This is a genomic window from Vibrio viridaestus (assembly GCF_003856525.1).
GTDB classification, from domain to species: Bacteria; Pseudomonadota; Gammaproteobacteria; order Enterobacterales; family Vibrionaceae; genus Vibrio; species Vibrio viridaestus.
This window is the reverse complement of the sequence record NZ_RJVQ01000080.1, coordinates 1-624: the sequence shown is the minus strand read 5'-3', so window position 1 is coordinate 624 and position 624 is coordinate 1. Positions and strand designations below refer to the sequence as shown.

At 41.8% G+C, this 624-nt stretch carries 1 tRNA gene; it reads left to right on the top strand.

The features are described 5' to 3' along the window. Window positions 1-69: 69 nt before the first annotated feature. A tRNA-Asp gene (locus tag EES38_RS21770) sits at window positions 70-146 on the top strand. The last annotated feature ends 478 nt before the right edge of the window (window positions 147-624 follow it).

The window sequence follows — 624 nt, the reverse complement described above, 5'->3', positions numbered from 1 at the left end:
AGTGTGGGGTCTCCCCATGTGAGAGTAGGACATCGCCAGGCTTTTATTTAGCACCAAGCTAACCAATGCGGAGCGGTAGTTCAGTTGGTTAGAATACCGGCCTGTCACGCCGGGGGTCGCGGGTTCGAGTCCCGTCCGCTCCGCCACTATTTAAAACCCAGCAGCAATGCTGGGTTTTGTCGTTTCTGGGGCCCCATCCATCCCATCCTGAGTCTCTCTTGTTATCGAATCACCCTGATTGAACTGTTTTCAACTACATTAATGAAAGTAAATTACAGAATAAGAGCCATAATCAAGTATTTAGCCTTCAATAAACAAAATATACGTTCTAAAGTGAAATAAAAACAAAATAAATGTTGCATTCAATGTGAGGTAGATCTATATTTACCCCGTAGACGAAAGAAACTTACAACAACATTGAGGAGATAAGATTATGTTCGCTGCATTTGCTTATAACGTGTATTACATGACTAAAGACGCCAAAGAAACCGAAGCTCAAAAAGCCGACGTGAAAAAAGCGTAAGACACTGACGATAACGGAAGGAGACAAGATTATGTTTGCTGCTATTGCTTATAACGTTTACTACATGACAAAAGACGCAAAAGAAACCGAAGCACAAAAAG